The organism is Cytobacillus sp. BC1816 (genome assembly GCF_051353635.1).
Lineage (GTDB): Bacteria > Bacillota > Bacilli > Bacillales > Cytobacillaceae > Cytobacillus > Cytobacillus oceanisediminis_C.
Genome location: NZ_CP195611.1, coordinates 4,537,593 through 4,551,929, shown reverse-complemented (window position 1 = coordinate 4,551,929; position 14,337 = coordinate 4,537,593). Strand labels below are relative to the sequence as shown.

General features: G+C 42.8%; 15 protein-coding genes. 8 read left to right on the top strand and 7 right to left on the bottom strand.

Features of this window, described 5'->3' with window-relative positions; all coding sequences use genetic code 11:
* Positions 1–74: 74 nt before the first annotated feature.
* From ACR42H_RS23105 to ACR42H_RS23090, 4 genes are all read left to right on the top strand, one after another.
* Complete coding sequence (locus tag ACR42H_RS23105; RefSeq protein WP_436373452.1) at positions 75–452, top strand: DUF309 domain-containing protein; 378 nt, start codon at positions 75–77, stop codon at positions 450–452.
* Positions 453–542: 90 nt separating this feature from the next.
* On the top strand, positions 543–2,045 hold the full coding sequence (locus ACR42H_RS23100) for a leucyl aminopeptidase (protein ID WP_113883605.1): 1,503 nt from the start codon (positions 543–545) through the stop codon (positions 2,043–2,045).
* A gap of 337 nt (positions 2,046–2,382) precedes the next feature.
* On the top strand, positions 2,383–3,693 hold the full coding sequence (locus tag ACR42H_RS23095; protein WP_436373450.1) for a Na+/H+ antiporter family protein: 1,311 nt from the start codon (positions 2,383–2,385) through the stop codon (positions 3,691–3,693).
* Between the two features lie 95 nt (positions 3,694–3,788).
* Positions 3,789–4,385, top strand: coding sequence for a sulfite oxidase-like oxidoreductase (locus tag ACR42H_RS23090; RefSeq protein WP_436373448.1), 597 nt, complete (start codon positions 3,789–3,791; stop codon positions 4,383–4,385).
* A 40-nt stretch (positions 4,386–4,425) separates the two neighbouring features.
* Here ACR42H_RS23090 and ACR42H_RS23085 read toward each other — a convergent pair whose 3' ends face one another.
* The 5 genes from ACR42H_RS23085 to ACR42H_RS23065 all read right to left on the bottom strand — a co-directional run bounded on the left by ACR42H_RS23085 (position 4,426) and on the right by ACR42H_RS23065 (position 8,204).
* Positions 4,426–4,947: a MerR family transcriptional regulator gene (locus ACR42H_RS23085; protein ID WP_436373446.1), complete on the bottom strand. Its 522-nt coding sequence runs from the start codon at positions 4,945–4,947 to the stop codon at positions 4,426–4,428.
* Between the two features lie 100 nt (positions 4,948–5,047).
* Entirely contained in the window at positions 5,048–5,578 is a 531-nt protein-coding gene (locus ACR42H_RS23080) for an undecaprenyl-diphosphatase (RefSeq protein WP_113883601.1), read from the bottom strand.
* Positions 5,579–5,908: 330 nt separating this feature from the next.
* Positions 5,909–6,937: an alpha/beta fold hydrolase gene (locus ACR42H_RS23075; protein ID WP_436373444.1), complete on the bottom strand. Its 1,029-nt coding sequence runs from the start codon at positions 6,935–6,937 to the stop codon at positions 5,909–5,911.
* On the bottom strand, positions 6,938–7,387 hold the full coding sequence (locus ACR42H_RS23070) for a hypothetical protein (RefSeq protein ID WP_436373442.1): 450 nt from the start codon (positions 7,385–7,387) through the stop codon (positions 6,938–6,940).
* 43 nt (positions 7,388–7,430) lie between these two features.
* Positions 7,431–8,204, bottom strand: a complete 774-nt coding sequence (locus tag ACR42H_RS23065) for an SDR family oxidoreductase (RefSeq protein ID WP_113883598.1) — start codon at positions 8,202–8,204, stop codon at positions 7,431–7,433.
* 178 nt (positions 8,205–8,382) lie between these two features.
* Between ACR42H_RS23065 and ACR42H_RS23060 the strand changes: the two genes are divergently transcribed.
* Entirely contained in the window at positions 8,383–8,634 is a 252-nt protein-coding gene (locus ACR42H_RS23060) for a hypothetical protein (protein ID WP_436373440.1), read from the top strand.
* A gap of 146 nt (positions 8,635–8,780) precedes the next feature.
* Here ACR42H_RS23060 and ACR42H_RS23055 read toward each other — a convergent pair whose 3' ends face one another.
* The gene (locus ACR42H_RS23055; protein WP_436373438.1) at positions 8,781–10,190 is read right to left on the bottom strand and encodes an alanine/glycine:cation symporter family protein; all 1,410 of its coding nucleotides are present in this window, start codon (positions 10,188–10,190) and stop codon (positions 8,781–8,783) included.
* A gap of 278 nt (positions 10,191–10,468) precedes the next feature.
* Between ACR42H_RS23055 and ACR42H_RS23050 the strand changes: the two genes are divergently transcribed.
* The 3 genes from ACR42H_RS23050 to ACR42H_RS23040 all read left to right on the top strand — a co-directional run bounded on the left by ACR42H_RS23050 (position 10,469) and on the right by ACR42H_RS23040 (position 13,769).
* Entirely contained in the window at positions 10,469–11,725 is a 1,257-nt protein-coding gene (locus ACR42H_RS23050; protein ID WP_436373436.1) for a PucR family transcriptional regulator, read from the top strand.
* A gap of 117 nt (positions 11,726–11,842) precedes the next feature.
* Positions 11,843–12,973, top strand: coding sequence for an alanine dehydrogenase (ald, locus tag ACR42H_RS23045; protein ID WP_436373434.1), 1,131 nt, complete (start codon positions 11,843–11,845; stop codon positions 12,971–12,973).
* A gap of 553 nt (positions 12,974–13,526) precedes the next feature.
* A complete protein-coding gene (locus ACR42H_RS23040) occupies positions 13,527–13,769 on the top strand; it encodes a hypothetical protein (protein WP_019380049.1) in 243 nt (80 codons plus the stop codon).
* A 40-nt stretch (positions 13,770–13,809) separates the two neighbouring features.
* Here ACR42H_RS23040 and ACR42H_RS23035 read toward each other — a convergent pair whose 3' ends face one another.
* Positions 13,810–14,265 (bottom strand): hypothetical protein, encoded by a 456-nt coding sequence (locus tag ACR42H_RS23035; protein ID WP_436373432.1) that lies wholly within the window; start codon positions 14,263–14,265, stop codon positions 13,810–13,812.
* Positions 14,266–14,337: the final 72 nt, after the last annotated feature.

Here is a 14,337-nt window from a genome sequence, read left to right as displayed (position 1 = left end):
TGTATGTATAGGATAATCTCTATTCTTTTTGTTAAAATGAAAGTGATAGGAAGTCCAGAACATGGGGTGGTTTCATGGAAGATTATCCTCTTGAATACTACGAATTCTTTGTCAGCTTCAATGAAGGTGACTATTACACATGCCATGATCTTCTAGAGGAAATGTGGATGACGGACAAAGGAAATTTATTTCTGAAAGGCCTTCTGCAAATGAGTGTCAGCATCTATCATTATGAATACGGCAATGTCAAAGGAGCAAGACTGATGATGCAGGCGGCGCAGGAATACTTGCAGTCTTACCGGCCTATACACTGGGGGATTAATCTTGAGCATGTGTATGGGTTTATTGAAGAATGCCTTTCTATTTTTCCGGAAAATATCGATCGGCTGCCATTTGAAATGATAGAATCCCTTCCTAAACTGCCGCAGCTGGTACTATATTTGGAAGATTAGCAAAAATAGAAACGCCATAAAATTAGATAGTCGAAATAATTCAGTATTTTCGATATAATAAGATGAAAAAGATATTATGGGGGTGCCAGAATGTTTTCAGTAAAGAAAGAATTTGACTTCTCAGCCGAACAGGAATGCCTGATCGTTGGTGTCTTCGATAAACCAGCCAGGTTTGAAGGTGTACTGTCCCGTGCAGATGACCAATTTGACGGCCAGCTGACAGAACTGGTCAAAAGCGGGGATATTTCTGCCAAGAAAAAAGCCATTGCAAAAATACATACTTTTGGAAAAATTGGGGCCAAACGATTAATTACAGTAGGCCTTGGAAAAGAAAAAGAATTCAGCTTTGAAGGATTGCGTGAAGCATTGGGCAGGGCATTTAAGGAAGTGAAATCGTCCAAGCTTCAAAATGCGGGTGTTTATCTTGATACATTTATCGGAGGAAATGTAGATGCGCTTGATGCAGCCCATGCAGCCAGCGAGGCGTTTGCGCTTTCCACCTATAAGTTTGAAGATTACAAACAGAAATCGAATGAACCCGAAAAAGATATTGAAAGTATTGCTGTTTATTGCGAAGCCGCAGAGGAGGAAGAGGTAAAGGCTTCCCTAACAGTAGGGTATGCACACGGGAAAGGAACGAACTCAGCCCGTACATTGGTCAACCTGCCAGGTAATATGCTGACCGCCACTGATCTGGCAAATTACTCTTCTGAACTGGCATGGAGATACGGATTTGAAGTGGAAATACTTGAAAAAGAGGATATGCTTAAACTGGGGATGGGTGCTCTTTTGGCAGTTAATCAGGGATCAGCAGAGCCTCCTAAGATGATTGTCATTAAATATCAGGGCAAGGAAGAATGGAAGGATGTCATCGGCCTGGTGGGCAAAGGGATTACCTTTGATACAGGAGGCTATTCCATTAAACCGAAGGATGGCATTGTCGGGATGAAAACCGATATGGGCGGTGCGGCGGCTGTGCTTGGCGCAATGGAAGTCATAGGCGAACTGAAGCCTGAACAAAATGTTGTCGCTGTTATTCCTTCAACAGATAATATGGTGAGCGGAACAGCGTTTAAGCCGGATGATGTCATCACATCCATGAGCGGGAAAACCATTGAAGTTCTTAACACGGATGCAGAAGGGCGTCTGGTTCTTGCTGATGCAGTAACATATGCAAAGCATCATGGAGCGGACTACCTGGTGGATGTTGCAACTCTGACTGGAGGTGTCATTGTTGCACTGGGGGAAGAAACAACAGGTGCATTAACCAATAATGAAGAGTGGTTTGAGCAGGTGCTGGAAGCATCCTATGAAGCTGGCGAACCAATCTGGCGCCTGCCTCTTTTTGAAAAAGATAAAGAAAGAATCAGAAGCAGTAAAGTTGCGGATCTTAACAATTCACCAGGACGTGCCGGCCATGCCATAATGGGCGGAGGATTTGTCGGTGAATTTGCCGAGAACACACCATGGGTGCATCTTGATATTGCCGGTACAGCCACAACAGCAAAAAGCCATGATCTTGGACCAGACGGCGCTACAGGCGTTATGGTGCGTACATTGGCACTGCTGGTTGAAAGATTTGAAGCAAAATAATGATGAATTCAGAACTCTGGAGAGATCCGGAGTTTTTTTTATGCAGTTTTTAGCTAAAATTCGCATTGGAACGGTAAGAAATGAGTTTTACCGGCTGGTTAACCCGAAATAACTGCCAAAACCCTCATCTTACCGGCCAAGATCGGCAATTTACCGGCCCAATTCCTAAAAAATACCGGCCAAAGCAGTGTCTGGCGTAAACTCCCATTTCTGAATCTGCCCGAAATCATTGACACGAAAAGTGGAAGTATGATAGTTTTATATTTGTATTTTAGTTCTCTACCGATTTAGCAGAGTAAAGTATAATGAAATATACGTATAGAAAGAGGGTATCATCATGAATGCAGTTATACTTGCAGTTTTAATCATGCTTGTTCTCAGCCTTCTGCGTGTCAATGTTGTTCTTGCCCTTGTGGCTGGCGCATTGGCAGGCGGGCTGGCAGGCGGTTTAAGCATAGATAAAACAATAGAAGTTTTTTCAAATGGGCTCGGCGGCAGTGCAGAGGTTGCATTAAGTTATGCGTTATTGGGCGGATTTGCCTTAGCCATTTCCGCAACCGGACTTCCGAATCTATTAGTAGAATGGGTCCTGGCAAAGGTCGGAAAAAACGGGGAATCCAGAGGGAAAACCTTATCAAAGGCACTCATCATATTTTCCATTTTATTAATGTCTATTTTTTCTCAGAATCTGATTCCAATTCATATTGCGTTTATTCCGATATTAATTCCGCCTTTATTGAAGGTTATGAATGAGCTCCAGATGGACCGCCGGCTGATAGCATCTGTATTGACATTTGGTTTGACAGCTCCGTATATTTTGCTTCCTGCGGGATTTGGACAAATTTTCCAAGGGATACTCGCTGAAAATATGGAGAATAGCGGGCTGGCAGTAGAAATGGCAGACATCCCGAAAGCCATGCTTATTCCTGTTGCCGGCATGGCAGCTGGTCTTATAGTTGCATTATTTGTTTATCGTAAAAAAAGGGATTATCGTCCATCAGAATTAATGGAGACAGAGAAAGGCAATTATTCAAAAAAGGGCATTATTTTTGCCTTCATTGCGATTGCAGCAGCTCTCATTGTGCAGCTGCAGCTGGATTCAATGATCTTTGGGGCGCTGACAGGTATTTTCGTTATTTATATCAGCGGTGCTATTAAATGGAACGAGGCAGATCAGCTTTTAACAGAGGGCATGAAGATGATGGCATTTATTGGATTTGTCATGCTGGCTGCATTTGGATTTGCCGATGTATTAAAAGAAACTGGCGATGTTGAAAGCCTTGTTGAACAGGCAGCCGCAATCATTGGCGATAATAAATCACTTGCAGCATTGCTTATGCTTCTAGTCGGCTTACTTGTTACAATGGGGATTGGGTCTTCATTCTCAACCATCCCGATTATTGCAACGATATTTGTGCCGCTTTCACTAGAAGTTGGCTTCAGCCCGATCGCAACAATTGCTCTAGTAGGGACAGCCGCGGCTCTTGGTGATGCCGGTTCGCCTGCATCAGACAGCACATTGGGGCCAACAGCGGGCTTAAATGCAGATGGACAGCACAATCACATCTGGGATACTTGTGTACCAACATTCCTTCACTACAACATTCCGCTCATCCTGTTTGGATGGCTGGCGGCAATTATCTTATAAATGTAAGCAGCTTCCATAATGGGGCTGCTTTCTCTTTGCTTTTATCAATCCATCAAGTAGGGTACGATAAAGGAAAAAGAACAGAGGTGGCTTCAGTGTATTTTGGAAAAATCAGAAAACAGACCTCAAGCCGGGTACCGCCAAATCAAAATGTGACGACTGCCTTTCCTGTACTGCACTATGGAAATGTACCGCACTATAAGGATATGCATGAATGGAATCTGCAGATATTTGGGGAAGTTGAAAAGGAATTATCCTTTTCGCATGAGGAGGTAATGAACCTTCCTCAGACACAGTACAAAAATGATATCCACTGTGTTACGGGCTGGTCAAAGCTTGATAATGTTTGGGAGGGAGTCTCCGCCGCTGAAATTGCCAGGCAGACAGTTGTAAAAGAAACCGCCCAATTTGTAATTCTCCATGCGGAAGAAGGGTGGACAACGAACCTTCCCATTAAAGATTTTTTAAAAAGCACTAGTCTGCTTGCCCATACTCATAACGGTGAGCTCCTGACTCCTGAGCATGGATTTCCACTAAGGGCTGTGATTCCGCATCTTTATTTTTGGAAAAGCGCAAAGTGGATTAGAGGCATCGAGTTTTCTGAAACTGACAAACCTGGTTTTTGGGAGAAAAATGGCTATCACAACTATGGTGACCCCTTCCTTGAGCAGCGATTCAGCTGGGATGATTAATAAACATAAAAGCGTTACAATGCCGTAACGCTTTTATGCCTTAAAATCCAAATAGCATAGTAAAAATATTTTTCTTTTTTAATTTCTTCCTGGGTTTCTCCTGATCAAAAACCAAAAGGGTGTCAGCGGGGATGCTTCGGCTCTTTACAGCTGTCCTAGCTTCAAGAACGTCAATCCGCTTAAGCAGGCGTGCATTCTCCTTTTGCAGCTCTTCTATTTCACTGCGGTGCTGCAGCAGCTGATAGGAGACAACATCATCCGCTTTTCCGTTCAGCCGCTGCTCAAGCTCGCTGATCTTCAAATAAATTTTCTCCATGGCTGGTTCAGCTGTTTCCCCTTGGACCGTACCTTTTCTGGCCTTTTTGCCATTTACCGTAACGTCCTGCAATATAATCCCCTGGTTCAGCTGGTCCTGCACCTGCTTTAGCAAGTTAATGTCTTCTTCGGTAAATAAGTAATGGCCTAATTCATTCCGTTCCGTCCGGAGCCCCAGTTGTTTAACCCATCGCTGAATAGTGCTAGGCGAAACTCCTAACAATTTGGCTGCAGCACTTGTATTCATTCTGATCCCCTCCCGTTTTCACAATTGATTCTATCCGGATAACGGAAAGTCCTTCATGGCTGACAAAACAAGTTTTCTTTCGGCAAAGAAAGTGCGGATTTTACATTTTTTTATCATCCTGATTTCCTTCTTTTGAATTCAGATGTAAACATTTTTCTGTCATCCAGCCTATTGTTCCTCCAATAAGGGCACCGCCCATTACATCGGAAGGGTAATGGTGGCCTGCCCAGATACGCGCGAAACCTGTAAGAGATGAAACCAACAGCAAAATACGGCCTATAAATCGATTGCCGTAAAAAATGACGATAGAAGCAGCAAACGACACTACTGTATGTTTGCTTGGAAAACTGGAATCTTTTTTGGCTGGGATCAATATGCCAACCTTGTTTTTTATGAAGGGGCGGGGCTTAAAATAACAAATTTTAATGATCTTGTTAACCAGGATAGCGATCAGGGAAGCTATAGCAGCTTTTTTTGCGGCTGTTTTGGAGGGACCTTTTGCCAGCCACATGCATGCCAATACGAATAAAAATAAATACCTTGCCCTATTTGATATAAGAATCATTAAAAAGTCCATGAAAGCAATACGTCCGGACAACCGGTTGATTGCCTTAAAAATCTTCATGTCCATTATTAGTCTCCTTCTGTTCTTGTCATTGGGCAGATGCCTCTCTCAGGCGCTCTTTTTGGAGGGGACTTCTGCCTTTTGTTCTTTTTTTATTATTTGCAACTCAGAACTTAAAAACACAATTTAGTAAAGATATTAAAATTAATAAAACCATGCAGCAATTGCATGGTTTTAAAAGCTATACATAGAATAAGTCTTTAAACACAAATGAAGCAAAACCCATATAGGCACTGATAGTGTGGTCACTTATAATATAACTTGGATAATTCCATAAAATCATTAAGATACCTCCTTTAAAAGTGAATCCCCTGCAGAGACAGGGGAATTTGAATATTATATTTGTCCTGAGCGCGACGACAGCCATTTGTCCAGATAGTCAGGAACTTTTCCTTCAGAAGTAAGATTGGCATGCCCCCCCTGAAGCAGATGGAAAGTTTTATCAGTACTTGAAGTCAGGTTCATGATAGGAAAAATCTGTTCTTTTGGGACAAGGCGGTCATGATCCGAAGCGACAGCGAGTAAATTGGCTTTGATATTGCGTAGCACTGCCTTCCTTTCACCGACGGTTAATGTGCCATTCACAAGCTTGTTTTCTTTCAAAAGATCATGATTGATTTGCTTTAGTGCTGCCCCGGCAAATGGAATATGGCCATCGGTCCAGTGGCTGAAACGTTTCCACCGGGAGGCGTATGCTTCATCGTCAGCCCTGGCCAGAAGCGACAAATAAGGGGAGTAATAAATAGGTGAAGTAAATAGCCGCATTCCTGATTTGATGGCAAAGGGTGGTATAAGTCCCCATGCTTCAAAAATGGAGTCCAGGCTGCCTTCTCCATTCCGCAATTCTTCTGCCCATTTATCAAAGACAGGGATGATGCTGAAGTCAACTGGTGCGACTGACAATACTAAGTTTTTGACCGGCTCATCCGCAATGGCCGCATAAATGGCTGCAAAAGTGCCGCCCAGGCAAAAACCCATGACGGTTATTTCTTCTGCTTTGGCGTGATATAAAGCTCTTTTTACCCCCTTTTGGATGTATTCAGTAATATAGTCGTCCATCGTAATCTCTTTGTCCTCATAACCCGGAATCCCGAAATCCAGCAAGTAGACATCGTATCCGCTGTTGGTCAGAGCCTCAATTAAACTGTTCTGCGGACCAAGATCTAAAATAAAGGGCTGATTGACGAGCGAATATACAAGGAAAACCGGAATTTTGTATTTTTTACTGGAAGGGGCATAGTGCCAGAGTGTAGCCTTATTTCTTTTCCAAACTGCAGTCCTTGGAGTTGAATTGGTGTCCGGATCGGGCTGGAGAATGGTCTTAAAGAATCCATTCAGTTTTTTGGAAGCGGTATTATGTTCCATTTATTTTCCCGCGCTTTCACTGCTGCTGGAAGATTCCGATTCCTGATTCAGTGACTGCGTTAAATCAGATAGGACTTGAAGAATATTATCTGGGTCTGCTTGAGAATTTGAGGCAGGGCTGCCAAGTGCCTTTTTTATTTCCTCTACTGATTGAGCCAAAGCCATGACTTTTTCGTCAATCAGGTCCATTTTTTCTTCAGCCTGCACAGTTAATTTCGCTGCATTTGCCACGTCAGTTTTGGTAGGGAAATTAAGAGGGATGGAAAGTGTCTCAATGGCTTCCTGGAGTTTTTTCATGCTTGCTGCGGTCACCTCGGAACGGGTGATTAGATTTTTAAATATTTCTTCCTTGTTAATAGAGTTCTGAATGGATTCATTCAGTTCTCTTTCCACTTTTGTCCCTAACTTTTTTATTGCCTGTAATAAGGCTTCAGTATGGTTAATAGACATAAACATTCTCCTTTCTATGAAGTCAACCAGGAAATCAACGGGCTTAGAGGGATACTGTCATTCCTCCATCTACGACTAAAACCTGTCCTGTCACGTAATCAGATGCATTGGATGATAAAAAGACAGCTGCTCCTTTTAAGTCATGTTCATTTCCAAATCTTCCGGCAGGAATTTTTCCAAGAATAACTGGACTCGATTTTTCCAGGACCTTTGTTATTCTGGTAGGAAAGAAGCCTGGAGCAATAGCGTTCACTTGAATGCCGGCAGGTGCCAATTTTACAGCTAAATCCTTTGTAAGTGCGATAACAGCTCCTTTACTTGTACTGTAGGCAATTGCATCAAGAAATGCGGAATGAGTACCTCTCATTCCATTTACAGAAGAAATATTAATGATTTTGCCGCTCCCCTGCTTCGTCATCACTTTTGCCGCAGCCTGTGAAAATAAAAACAGCCCCTTTAGATTCACATTCATGACTTTGTCCCATTTATCAGCAGGCAGTTCAAGAAATGGCGCAACCCAGGATGTCCCGCTATTATTAATGAGAATATCGATGCTTCCAAATGTCTCTAGGGTCTTGCTGATGACCATTTGAATGTCTTCCTCATTGGTTATGTCACATTCAATCGCCAGAGATTTAATTCCCTTTGCTTCAAGGCCTTTTCTGACATGCTCACATGCTTCAATGCTGCGTGAGCAGATGACAACATTTGCTCCTGCTTCCCCAAGTGCATTTGCCATTTGCTCGCCTAGTCCTCGGCCACCGCCTGTTACAATAGCTGTTTTATTGCCTAAATGAAATAACTCGTTCAAATCCATCGTTATCCCTCCCTTAGTCTTTTTAAAAATGTATCCTTCTGAATAAAATAGACTTCGATATAGTATAGACAAGTTGACCCCATGTGGTGCTAAAATTGTATATTTGCCTTGTCCCAAATGTATAAAGAAGTTATAAACAGAAAAGGATGGATAACATACGAGGAGGGAGGCTTAAAAGGTGGAAAGGGAGCAAATAGAGGAACTTTTTGAAGAAAGCGGATATCACGGTTTAAACAGCAAACTTGCCTATAAAGTCTGGATGACCGGGGTATGGGATGAAGAGGATGAAGACAAAATAGAAGCTTTTATAGATGCTTATTCTTTTGAAGGAGAAGGAATATTAACTGACGATCTTCTCTATCACTATCGAATATTTGCCTATATTCATGGGAAAAATGAAAGTTCGCTATTTCAGCGGCAGATATTTTAGGAACACAGCTAAAAAAAACAAACACAGATCAAGGACCTGTGTTTGTTTTACATTTACAAAATAAGAAAGAATAAAACTTTGAACTTCGATAATTGTCTAGCCCCAGGCGCCATCAGCGATAAGCAGGCACCTTCCGCTTTTTTTTATCAGCCAGCATTCTTAAGCTGCTTATTGGCTGCCTTATAGTGATTTTCAAAGAATTCATTAGTATCTTTAACAACCACTTTGCTTAAAAGGATTAATGCAATTAAGTTAGGAATCATCATTAATGCATTTGCCATATCTGCGAAAGCCCAAACGGTCGTTAAGTTGGCAACCGCACCGATGCCAGTCGCTAAGATGTAAATGGCACGGTACCCCATAATTCCTTTTGTGCCTACCAGGTACTCAAAGCATTTTTCACCGTATACATACCAGCCGACGATTGTTGAGAAACCGAAGAATATAACAGAGAATGCAACGATATATTCACCTGCTGTTCCAAGAACATGGGAAAAGGCTGCACTTGTTAATGCCCCGCCGTCAAGGCTGCCGTCATGCGCCACTCCAGAGATCAATCCGCCAGTTGTGTCCCAGAAACCAGTCATGATAAGTACCAGTCCAGTCATCGTACAAACAACGATTGTCACAATAAATGTACCAGTCATCGCAACCAGAGCCTGTTTTACAGGGTGGTCGGTCTTTGCGTTGCCTGCGATAAGCGCGGCTGTACCAAGACCGGCTTCGTTAGAGAAAATACCCCTTGAAACACCATTCTTGATTGCTTCAGATACTACAACACCGACAAAACCGCCAGTCGCTGCAACCGGATTGAAGGCATAGTGGAAGATAGTCTGGAAACCAGGGATGATTTGATCATAATTAACGGCCAGAATAATTAAAGCACCGCCAATATAAAGCACCGCCATGACTGGTACAAAAAATCCAGCAACAGTACTAATACGCTGAATGCCGCCAAAGATGATTAAAGCAGCCAGTACAGCAAGAATGGCACCTGTAACCCAATTATTAACTCCAAAAGAAGTATCCATAACGGCTGCAATCGTATTCGATTGAACACTGTTTCCGATGCCTAGTGCTGCAAAAGCGCCAAAGACGGCAAATGCTACTGCAAGCCATTTAAACTTTTTGCCAAGACCGCGTTCTACATAATACATTGGTCCGCTGGAGTACTCGCCATTTGTATTTTTTACACGGTATTTCATTGCCAGCAGCGCTTCCGCATATTTGGTTGCCATTCCCAGCAGACCAACGATCCACATCCAGAAGATAGCTCCTGGTCCGCCAAGTGTAATCGCAGTGGCAACACCGGCGATATTGCCATTGCCAATGGTTGCTGCCAGTGCTGTCATAAGCGCCTTAAAGTTACTGACATCGCCCTCATCATTAGATGAAGCCTGTCCTTCTTTGGTAAAGCCTAATTTAAATGCATATATCAGCCTTCTGAATTGAAGGCCTTTCAGCATGAATGTTAAAAGAACACCAGTACCAAAAAGCAAAATCAAACTTGGTGTGCCCCAGAGCACCCCGTTAATTTTATTAAGCGTCTCAAGCATAAATTCGTCGCCTCCCAGATGTTAACGCTTTCAATTGCTGTGAATAAAACTATTAATATATGATTTTTTTTGTGAGCATTTCCTATTGTAAAATTATCTGAATATAACTTCAAGTCAAATTTAAAAAGTAAAACTATTAGAAATTTTTTAAAAAATATGTCAGGTAACGCTCGAATTTTGCCGTATGGACTTGATGGCTTTGGTAGAGTACAGGGAGGACCTGAGGTATAATATAATAGGATACAAAAAGTTAAATGCCGTTTAAAGGAGTTTTACGATTGGGTGATGATAAATTGGAAAAAGATCCGTTTAAGAGGGCATTTAGTGATCTGGAGGAATTGGTAGATAAGATCCGCGATGTCCTGGAATGCCCTGTTACAATAGAGGATGTTAACCATCGCCTGCTGGCCTATAGTACACATGATGATCAGACAGATACCGCGAGAATCGCAACGATTATCAGCAGAAAGGTTCCTGAAAAAGTGATTAATCGTTTATGGAAGGAACGTGTGATTCCGCAGCTGATGCAAAGCGGGGAACCGCTTAGAATCTCTGAAATAAAGGAAATAGGACTTGGAAATCGAGTAGCCATTTCCATACGCAATCATAATGAAGTACTAGGCTACATATGGGCAGTTGAAGAAGAAACCTTCTTGACAGAAAGCAAGCTGGACCTGCTGAAGCTTGCTGCGCAGTCTGCAAGGACGGAAATGCTGAGATTAAACGCCCAAAAGAAAAAAAGAGCTAAGGGATACCGGGATTTTTTCTGGGAGCTGTTAACCGGCCATTTCCATAGCCATGCTGAAATTGCAGAAAGGTTTGACGAGTTAAGCATTAAACCGCCATCGCCGTTTGCTGTACTTGTCTTTAGGTTTAAAGAAGAAGTTACCTCTAAAATAGAACAAAATATCATTTATCTGATTACGACGAGCCAAAAGGTTCATATCACCTTTCATGCAGCGATGGGAAATGAATTTATTATTCTGGCAGCGCCGCCGGATCCTGCTTTTTCTGAAAGTGCTTTTATAGAATTTATCCATTTTTTCATCGATCAAATGAAGACGCGGTTCAGCATTGATCATATTAGCGGGGCAACTGGAACAACTTATCAACACTATGAAAAAGTTGAAAAAAGCTATCAGGAGGCACTGCAGGTCCTGCGTCTTAAAGAACAATTTCCCGAAGAGATTCATCATGTTTATAGCTATCAGCAGCTTGGCATTTTCCGCTATCTTGATGCCATTCTCGAAAAGAAAAGGCTGGAACCATATGAGCATCCTGCTATCGAAAAGCTTAACAAATATGATCTTGAGCATCGGACCAATCTGCTCACTACTCTGGAAGCCTTTATTGATCATGACAGCAATGTGAATGAAACAGCTAAAAAGCTGCATATCCATATGAATACATTGAATTATCGCTTAAAGAGGATAACCGATATCGGGGAAGTTGATCTGAAGAATGCAAATACAAAACTTTCTTTATACCTTGAGCTTAAAATCCGGAGAATCGAAAAGAAGAGCCTCCATTTGTAGATTTTCACAAATGGAGGCTCTTTTATTTTACCGATTCAACAATGACAGCGCTTTACTAAAATTATTATACTGACAATAGTAAATATCATATTTGGTAGATTGAAAGGGGATTTTTCCATGATTATTGGAGTACCTAAAGAGATTAAAAATAACGAAAATCGCGTTGCTGCGACACCAGCAAGCGTTGATGCATTAGTAAAAGCCGGACATAAAGTACTTGTAGAAATCGAGGCAGGAATTGGAAGCGGTTTCACTAACGAAGATTATACAGAAGTAGGAGCTGTTATCGTAGATACAGCTGCAGAAGCATGGAATGCTGAAATGGTTATGAAGGTTAAAGAGCCTCTGGCTTCTGAGTACGGTTATTTCCGTGAAGGTTTGGTTCTATTCACATACCTTCACCTTGCAGCAGAGCCCGAGCTTGCAAAGGCGTTAACTGAAAAAGGTGTTACAGCTATCGCGTATGAAACAGTAGAAGTAAACCGCACATTGCCTCTTCTTACTCCAATGAGTGAAGTTGCAGGACGCATGTCTGCTCAAATTGGAGCTCAATTCCTTCAGAAGACAAATGGCGGAATGGGTATTCTTCTTGCAGGCGTTCCAGGTGTTTCACGCGGAAAAGTTACCATCATTGGCGGCGGTGTAGTTGGAATCAACGCAGCGAAAATGGCAATCGGGCTTGGCGCACAAGTTACGATCATCGACTTAAGCCCAGAACGTCTTCGCCAGCTTGATGATATTTTTGGAAACAGCATCCAAACTTTAATGTCTAATCCTTTCAACATTGCACAAGCTGTTAAAGATGCTGACCTGGTAATTGGTGCGGTTCTAATCCCAGGAGCTAAAGCACCTAAGCTTGTAACGGAAGAAATGATTAAAACAATGAAGCCTGGTTCAGTAGTTGTTGACGTGGCGATTGACCAAGGCGGTATTTTCGAAACAGTTGATCACATTACAACTCATGACAATCCAACTTACGATAAGCATGGCGTTGTTCACTATGCTGTTGCGAACATGCCTGGTGCCGTTCCAAGAACTTCTACAATTGCTCTTACAAACGTTACAATCAACTACGCGCTGCAGATTGCAAACAAAGGTGTTGCAAAAGCTATTGCAGACAATGCAGCACTTAAGCTTGGCGTTAACGTTGTAAACGGCAGTATCACATACCCAGCGGTTGCGAAAGATCTTGGATATGAGTATGTTTCTGTTGAAGATGCATTTGCTAAAGTAAAAGCAGCTAACTAATAGATCAAATCCCCTTGGCCAAAAGGCTAAGGGGATTTTGTTTTATGAAGCCAAGGCGCCTTCCGCTTTTCTAATGCTGTCTAGCTCGAGCGCCTCCCCCCCTTGAGGTGTCGGGGGTGTGCAAGGGACCTCCGCTTTTCAAGTACTGTCTAGCTCCAGGAGTAATCGGCTCGAGGTCATAAGCCGTTTTCTTCCAGAAGGAAAAAAAACTTCTTACAGGGACCGTCTTATGCTTGTTGTCCCTGGGCAGTCGCCTCAACAATTCTTCAATCCGTCCAAAAGGTTAAAGAGCAACCTTTTAGCCGGCTCGTCTTAGGCCTGTCGCCGATAGGCGGGCGCCTTCCGCTTTTCTAATGCTGTCTAGCTCCAGCGCCTACCCCCTCTAGGTCACAAGCCAAGCCTCCCAAAAAGGCAAAGGTCGCCTATCCGTGAGGCCCGTCTTGTGCTTGTCGGGGGTGGGAAAGGCGCTTCCGCTTTTCTTGTAGCCCACTCAAAATGCGGACATCTGCATATTAAATAGAGAAGGCATTGAAAATTAAGGAGGTTACCCTGCATGTATTATTATAGAGGCCCATATAGAAACGGGGGCGAAAGGTTCTTCTTTTTAGGAGCTCCTTTTGTCGGCGGCCTGCTCGGCGGTTTCCTGGGAGGGGGGCTGGGAGCAGCATTATTTGCTCCCCGTCCATTTTACGGCCCTCCGCCGCCATTCTATGGCCCGCCAGCTGCACCATATGCTCCTTATGGCGGAGGCGGATACCCTGGCTATGGACCATATGGAAACCCTTATTATCGCTGAACAGGTAAAAGCTCTCTTGATTGAGAGCTTTTTTGTTTGCTTACATCCATCTCAGTTTTAGTGTAAGATCACAGCATTTCTGGGTATCCTCTTTATCAGATTCGAAATGGAGGCTGAGCCCGTCAGGTGTATAGGACACCGCAGGAATTCGGGAAATACCTGTTGATTTTATCATTTTTTCGACTGCATCCTTTTTTGACTGCTGAGCGGCTGCCATAAGTTCATATGAAAACTTTTTTGATTCTGCCATTTTTACAAGCAATGTGCTGGCGTCCCTCATGAGGACTTCCATTTTTTTAGCGGAGCTCATGAACAGTTGAGGATTAACAGCGGGAAAGGTTCTGTAGAAATGGACAGGATGATAATAAGACTGATATGCATGCGGATAATTCCAGCAGTTTTGAAGCTGAGGATTGTATCCAGGCTTTGGGTAGCGAAAATAATAATAGGGGTACATCCGGTTCTGCCCCTTTCGATTAATAATTAATGCACGCATTCCCAATATATGAAATGAAGGCTATTCCTATGAGAAAACAAAATGAAATGCTTTCTCGCAAAAATATGGCTT

Bases quoted from the DNA above. Each gene is read 5' to 3' on its own strand.
- ACR42H_RS23070 (WP_436373442.1), bottom strand. From the start codon at position 7,387: ATGTCTATTAACCATACTGAAGCCTTATTACAGGCAATAAAAAAGTTA.
- ald (WP_436373434.1), top strand. From the start codon at position 11,843: ATGATTATTGGAGTACCTAAAGAGATTAAAAATAACGAAAATCGCGTT.
- ACR42H_RS23100 (WP_113883605.1), top strand. From the start codon at position 543: ATGTTTTCAGTAAAGAAAGAATTTGACTTCTCAGCCGAACAGGAATGC.
- ACR42H_RS23035 (WP_436373432.1), bottom strand. From the start codon at position 14,265: ATGCGTGCATTAATTATTAATCGAAAGGGGCAGAACCGGATGTACCCC.
- ACR42H_RS23040 (WP_019380049.1), top strand. From the start codon at position 13,527: ATGTATTATTATAGAGGCCCATATAGAAACGGGGGCGAAAGGTTCTTC.
- ACR42H_RS23065 (WP_113883598.1), bottom strand. From the start codon at position 8,204: ATGGATTTGAACGAGTTATTTCATTTAGGCAATAAAACAGCTATTGTA.
- ACR42H_RS23055 (WP_436373438.1), bottom strand. From the start codon at position 10,190: ATGCTTGAGACGCTTAATAAAATTAACGGGGTGCTCTGGGGCACACCA.
- ACR42H_RS23080 (WP_113883601.1), bottom strand. From the start codon at position 5,578: ATGGACATGAAGATTTTTAAGGCAATCAACCGGTTGTCCGGACGTATT.
- ACR42H_RS23105 (WP_436373452.1), top strand. From the start codon at position 75: ATGGAAGATTATCCTCTTGAATACTACGAATTCTTTGTCAGCTTCAAT.
- ACR42H_RS23095 (WP_436373450.1), top strand. From the start codon at position 2,383: ATGAATGCAGTTATACTTGCAGTTTTAATCATGCTTGTTCTCAGCCTT.
- ACR42H_RS23075 (WP_436373444.1), bottom strand. From the start codon at position 6,937: ATGGAACATAATACCGCTTCCAAAAAACTGAATGGATTCTTTAAGACC.
- ACR42H_RS23085 (WP_436373446.1), bottom strand. From the start codon at position 4,947: ATGAATACAAGTGCTGCAGCCAAATTGTTAGGAGTTTCGCCTAGCACT.